Source organism: Marinitoga sp. 1155 (assembly GCF_001021175.1).
GTDB lineage: Bacteria > Thermotogota > Thermotogae > Petrotogales > Petrotogaceae > Marinitoga.
Window position 1 is genome coordinate 44,624 of the sequence record NZ_AZAX01000020.1, and the last position, 6,884, is coordinate 51,507.

4 protein-coding genes are annotated in these 6,884 nt (G+C 26.6%); all 4 read left to right on the top strand.

Features of this window, described 5'->3' with window-relative positions:
- The first annotated feature begins 100 nt into the window (after positions 1–100).
- The gene (locus tag X274_RS06975; RefSeq protein WP_047266107.1) at positions 101–1,834 is read left to right on the top strand and encodes an NAD+ synthase; all 1,734 of its coding nucleotides are present in this window, start codon (positions 101–103) and stop codon (positions 1,832–1,834) included.
- A gap of 4 nt (positions 1,835–1,838) precedes the next feature.
- Complete coding sequence (locus X274_RS06980; protein ID WP_047266108.1) at positions 1,839–2,582, top strand: hypothetical protein; 744 nt, start codon at positions 1,839–1,841, stop codon at positions 2,580–2,582.
- A gap of 76 nt (positions 2,583–2,658) precedes the next feature.
- A complete protein-coding gene (locus X274_RS06985; protein WP_047266109.1) occupies positions 2,659–5,619 on the top strand; it encodes an Eco57I restriction-modification methylase domain-containing protein in 2,961 nt (986 codons plus the stop codon).
- 10 nt (positions 5,620–5,629) lie between these two features.
- Complete coding sequence (locus tag X274_RS06990; RefSeq protein ID WP_047266110.1) at positions 5,630–6,658, top strand: potassium channel family protein; 1,029 nt, start codon at positions 5,630–5,632, stop codon at positions 6,656–6,658.
- The last annotated feature ends 226 nt before the right edge of the window (positions 6,659–6,884 follow it).

Consider the following 6,884-nt stretch of genomic DNA (forward strand, 5'->3'; position numbering starts at 1 on the left):
CAAAAACAACTCCGGGTGTTTGCCCGGAGTTGTTTTTTATAGACAAATGGAGTTATAATTTGATATAATAATTATATAAAATAATGAATGGAGTGATACTATGAGACTTAGAATTGGAATTGCGCAATTAAATTCGCATGTTGGAAATCTGAATGAAAACTTAAATAAAGCAAAAAAAGCCTTTAAATTCGCGGAGGAAAATGAAGCTGATTTGTTGATTTTTCCTGAATTATTCTTGACCGGATATCCGCCAGAAGATCTGGTATTGAAAACAGGATTTTTAAATGATTCAAGAAATTTTTTGAAACAATATATTGATTATACATATGGTAGTGATGTAATATCAATAATTGGAAATCTTGATTTTGAGGTTGATGCATATAATACAGCATATGTAATATACAATGGAAAAGAAGAAGCAAAATACCATAAAATATATCTTCCGAATTATTCAGTGTTTGATGAAAAAAGATATTTTTCTCCTGGGAAACAACCTCTGATGATTGAGCTGAAAAATGGTTTAAAGATAGGAGTTACAATTTGTGAAGATATATGGGTTCCAAATGGACCGGCTGTTGAATTGGCTGAAATGGGTGCTCACGTAATTGTTAATTTGTCGGCATCACCATATACAAAAGAAAAGCCAAAAAGCAGGCTGGAAATGTTAAAAACAAGAGCAGCAGAACTTTCAACATGGCTGGTATATACAAATTTAATAGGAGGACAGGATGAAATTGTCTTTGATGGTGGAAGTGTTGTTATAAATCCATTTGGTGAAATTGAACATTCATTACCTCTTTTTGATGAAAAAGTTGATTTTATAGATATAGATCCCATATCATCTACAAGGGCAAATTTAAGAGAAGGAAAAAGAAGACATCTATTATATGATAATCATAATGTTGAGATTAAAATAATTGAAAAAGAACCGAATAAAAAGAGAAAAATATTAAAAGGCAATAAAAGGGTTAACTTAATGGAAAAATATGAAGAAATATATAAAGCTTTAAAATTAGGACTTGAAGATTATATTCATAAAAACGGTTTTTCAAATGTTGTTTTGGGATTAAGCGGTGGTATGGATTCCGCATTCGTTGCGGCTTTAGCAGCGGATGCTTTTGGAAGTGACAATGTTTTAGGTGTATTAATGCCGTCACAATATTCATCGAGAGGTAGTATAGAAGACTCAATATTATTAGCGAAAAATCTTGAAATGAAAACTCATACAATACCGATAAGAAGAACATTTGAAAGTTTATTAAAAGAATTAAAGGTTGCATTTGAAGATTTACCCATGAATGTAGCCGAAGAAAATATTCAGGCTAGAATTAGAGGGACAATAGTAATGGCGTTTTCAAATAAATTTGGGTATATAGCGCTTGCTACTGGTAATAAAAGTGAGGTTGCAACAGGTTATGCTACATTATATGGTGATATGGCAGGTGGGTTTTCTCCAATTAAAGATGTTTATAAAACAGAAATATATAAACTTGCGGAATATTTTAATAAAATTAAAGGCAAATGGATTATACCGGAAAATATATTTATTAAAGCACCATCTGCAGAATTGAAGCCTGATCAAACAGATCAGGATAAATTACCGCCATATGAAATACTCGATGCAATTTTAGAAAGATATATAGAGTATGAAATGAGTATAGATGAAATAGTTGAAGATGGATATGATATTGAAACAGTAAAATATGTAATAAAACTTGTCGATTTAAATGAGTATAAAAGGCGTCAGGGAGCGCCAGGAATAAAAATAACTCAAAGGGCATTTGGAAAAGACAGAAGAATGCCAATAACCAATGGATATAAAATCTGGAGGTAAGAATATGAATAATTTACTTAATAAAGAAGAGAGAAAAAAAGGTGCCAAATCATTACTAATTATTTTTGCAATTATGTTTGGTATTTATATTATTATATGGTTTATATGGTCTCAATATGAAAAGGTTTTAAATGAATTTAAAATATTACCGTCATTACAGATTGAAAAAGCAAATTGGTATAACATATATTCCAATAAAAAAATAATTGAAACAAAATATGGCGAAGTAAAAATAGAAAAAATAGATGAAACAAATTTTATTGTTAAATATAAAGATAAAGAATTCCATGAAAAGGCATTTAGATATTTTAATGTGAGGGAATTAGATGATGCATTGTTAATCTCTTTTCCATCATTTTATATAAGAGGAATAAAAAATATTTTAATAAGAAAAAATGGGGAAATATATACTTTTTATAAAGTTCCAACTGATTTGCAGGATGAATATGATGTATATTTCTCAAAATTTCTTATGGGAAATTTTGAGAAAATAAATTTTTCAGATTTACCTGAAAGATTAAAAACAGGGGATGTTGAGAAAACGATAAATATTAAAGCAAAATATACAAATTTTATATTACGTGATATGGATAAAGTATATAAATTATCAAAAAATATGTATCTATTTATGAATGAAGATTTTTCCGCTAATTATATAGAATATTATCTGGTAAATGCGGAAGAAGAGAATATAGAAGAGAAAAATTACATATTAAGAATATTTTTGGTTGAAAAACAATTAAGATAAAAATAGTCAAGATAAAATGGTTAAATAAAAAATAATTAAGAAAAACAATTAATTGGAGATAGCCTGGGGGATTTATATGTACGAAAATTTAAAAATTACAATAAAAAAAATAAAAATGCTTATAAAAAAATCTATTGATTTAAAATTGAATCAAATGGGTTTTTATGAAACAAAATATAAACCTTTTTTTAATAAGAAAGTTGTAAACAAAAATACATTTGATATGTTAAAAGAGATGTTTTTCGATGAGTATGTTGAAAAACGGAAAAAATATATTGAAAACTATACATTTAATTATTTAAATAAAATAATATCCCTAAAAATGTTGAAAGAAAAAGAAATATTAAAAGAAAAACTCAATTTTAATGAATTAAAAAAATATATACCAGAACTTTTTGATGAAATCTATGAAATTGAAATGGAAGAAAATATATTACAAAAAATATTCGAAGAGATCAATAATGTAAAGGATTGGCATAAGGAGGATATTCTTGGTTGGGCATATCAATATTATAATTTAGATGAAGAAAGATCCAGATTATTTAAACAATCACAATTTTACACACCAGAATGGGTAGTGGAATATATTGTTGATAATACTCTAACTAAATATTATTGTGAAATATATGATGATCAGGAAATAGCAGAAAAATATAAAATAAAGTATAAGAAAAGAAACAATATAAAGAAATTAGAAGAAATAAAAATTTTAGATCCAGCATGTGGAAGTGGTCATTTTTTAATAAAAGTATATGATAGACTTAAAGAATTTTATGAAAGAAAAGGGTATAGTAGATATGTATATATAAAAAATATTATAGAAAAAAACATATATGGAATAGATATAGATGAACGCTCAATAGAAATTGCCAAACTGGTATTAAAAATTAAGGCGTTGAGCGATGGTTATAAATGGGATTTAGATTTTAATCTTATTTCAACAGATTTTGAAATGATAAATTCAAATGATATTGAGGATAATATATTAAGAGATGTATATGAAAGTGTAAAAGATGAAATTGAAGGATATAAAGAATTAGGCAGTTTAATAATCTTAAGTAATAAATCTAAAGAAAAAATAAAAAATTTACAAAAGAGAAAGATAATACCTTTATTTGAAGAAAAAACACATCTTGAAAAGTATTATGTAGATAAATTGAAGAAATTCTTCGGTATTCTTATAAAAAATTTCGACATAGTGATTTCAAACCCGCCATATACAGATTCGCATGATTATACACCTTCTTTAAGAAAATTAATTAGAGAAAAATATTTTGATTTTAGGAAAAATTTATACGCAGCTTTTATAAAAAGAAATTATGAATTTTTACTTGAGAATGGTTTAATGGGAATGATAACTCCACAAACATTTATGTTTATAAGTAGTTATGAAAAATTAAGAAAGTTTATAATAAAAAATATGCATATAGAAAGTTTGGTACATTTTGGATTAGGTGGGGTATTTGAGGATGCGCTCGTTGATACCGCTATGTTTATTTTTAGAAAGAATAATGCAAATGAAGAGAAAGGTATATATATAAATCTCAATGATGCACCATATGAGAAAAAAAAGAATGAATTAAATAAAATAACTGAAAAAATATATAAAAATGAAAAAATAAAAAGAGTTTTCAAAGAAAATCAGAAAGAATTTAAAAAAATCCCACGAATACCTTTTGTATACTGGATAAACGATGAAATAAAAAAAATATTTGAATATGATAAATTAATAAAATTTGCAGACGTAAGGCAGGGTATTGCAACAGGTGATAATAAAAGATTTTTAAGATATCATTGGCAGGTACCAAAAAATGAGATAAGCTTTAATCATAAAATTGATGGGAAAAAATGGGTACCTTATGTTAAAGGAGGCCCGTATAATAAATGGTTTGGTAATTTATGGTGGGTAATAGCTTTTGATGAGGAAAATTATAATATATTAAAGAAAATGGGAAATCACTTGCCAAATAAACAGTATTATTTTAAACCTGGAATTACATATTCTATGACAACGTCAAAAGGCCCGACATTTAGATTGCTGCCCGAAAATTTTCTTTTTGATTGTAAAGGAAGCAGTATATTTATTAAAAATGACGATTTAAAATATGCTTTATTGGGGTTTCTTAATAGCAAACTTGCTTTTTATTTATATAAATTTATTGCAGGAAGTGTAGATCTTGAAGTGGGAGATTTAAAACAAATTCCAATAGCAACAAGATTGGTAAATAAAAACAAAAAAAGAGATTTATTAATAGATATAGTTAAAATGATAATTATAATAAAAAAACAAAATACAGATTTTTCACCTTTAGAATTTCATTATAAAGGGTCGCCTTTACATCAAAACTCAAAAGGAAGTTTTGAAGAAAAAACATTAAAAAAAATATATGAAAAAGATTTACTTGATACATATATATTATTGCTTGAAGCGCTTGTAGAAAAAATAATCTTTCAAATGTATGGATTAAAGAAAAGTACAATAAGAGAGATTTTTCATAAAGAAGGATATCCAGCAGGCTGGTTAAAAAACGGAGAAATTGAGAAAATCCCTTCTATAATAAATTATTTAAAAAAAGAATATGTAGAAGATCTAGAATTACACAATGAAAAAATAAATGATATAGAGAAAGAAATATACCGCTTTTTAAAATATATATTTCCTAAACGGGATTCTATTGAATATGATAAAAATATAATGTTAAAGATATACAATAAAAAAGATAGAAATGAATATGATAATGCGATAGAAAGAATATCATTAAATACTAAGGTAAACCCCATAACGGTTTTTAACACTATAAAAGATAGAATATCTTTAGATAATTATAGAGTAAAATATTTTTTATTTTTAGCGATAAATGAAGAATATATAAAAAATAAAGGGGATATAAAAAAAATAAAAGCAGGACTTGAAAAAATAGGAATAACAGATGAAACAATAAAAAAATATTTAAGAAATAGATTGGAAAACTATATAGAAAATAAATTTTTAAAAGAACAGTTTAATTATTATAAAAAAGCTAGACCGTATATTTAGGGGGAATAATATGGAAGAATATAAAAGAATATTTAAACAAATAACCTTTTCGCTGTTAATAATAGTTATAATATTTTTTATTGGAATTATAGGATTTATGATATTAGAAGGATGGGATTTTTTTCAGTCTTTTTATATTACGGCGATAACTCTTTCAACCGTGGGGTATGGTATGCCAGAAAATATTTCTCGAGCAACCATAATATTCGATGCATTTTTAATTTTTTCCGGTATTTCTGTTGTTTTGTATTTGATTTCTTCACTAACAGCATTGTTTGTGGAAGGGGATTTTAAAAAGATAGGAGGAATATTGAAAATGATGAAACGTATAGAAAATATAACGAATCATTATATTATAGTAGGTGGGGGAAAAACTGGAAAATATATTATTGATGAATTTATAAAAACGAAAACACCTTATATAATTATAGAAAAAAATCAGGATAGAATGGATAAATTAATTGAAAAAGAAGAATATAAAAATATAAATTTTGTAATTGGAGATGCAAAAGATGAGGATGTATTAATAAAAGCAAAGATCTTTGAAGCAAAGGGGTTATTATTAACCTCTCCAAGTGATGTGGATAATCTATATATAGCCCTAACAGCCAAAACATTAAACCCATCATTATATATTGTATCAAATGCCACAAGTTCTGAAGAATTGAGAAAATTGTTATATGCAGGTGTGGATAATGTTATACTTCCGCCGGAAATAACTGGAAAAAGAATGGCGTTAATGGTTTCAAAACCAAATGTATTATCTTTTATTGAAAGTACACAAGTGGATTTTGGAGAAACGTTTGGATTTGCAGAAATAAGAATACCAGAAAATAGCTGGATGGTAGGAAAAGAATTTGGAGAATTAGAAATTTCAAAAACACTTGATATAATTGTAATGGCTATTAGAAGAAATGGAAAGGCAAAATATAATCCGAAATCTAACTTTAAAATAAAACCAAAAGATTCACTTATGGTTATAGGTGATCAAGAGGATATAGAAAAGTTAAGAAGATATGTAATAATGGCAAAAGATTAAAATATTGATTATAAAAGAAAAAGACATCAATTCACTAATGATTAACAAAAATTAACGGTATTGTAAGTTGACAAAAGGGAAGAAAGGTGGTAATATATATACTCGGACGCGGACGAAGAGCCGCGGGAAGGAAAGGAAAGCTCCTTGACAAGTGAACAGAGACACCCAGCGGAAGTAAAAAAGAGAGTGAGCGATCGAACTCGAAAAGTTGGATGGAGGGTTTGAT

Bases quoted from the DNA above. Each gene is read 5' to 3' on its own strand.
- X274_RS06975 (WP_047266107.1), top strand. From the start codon at position 101: ATGAGACTTAGAATTGGAATTGCGCAATTAAATTCGCATGTTGGAAAT.
- X274_RS06980 (WP_047266108.1), top strand. From the start codon at position 1,839: ATGAATAATTTACTTAATAAAGAAGAGAGAAAAAAAGGTGCCAAATCA.
- X274_RS06985 (WP_047266109.1), top strand. From the start codon at position 2,659: ATGTACGAAAATTTAAAAATTACAATAAAAAAAATAAAAATGCTTATA.
- X274_RS06990 (WP_047266110.1), top strand. From the start codon at position 5,630: ATGGAAGAATATAAAAGAATATTTAAACAAATAACCTTTTCGCTGTTA.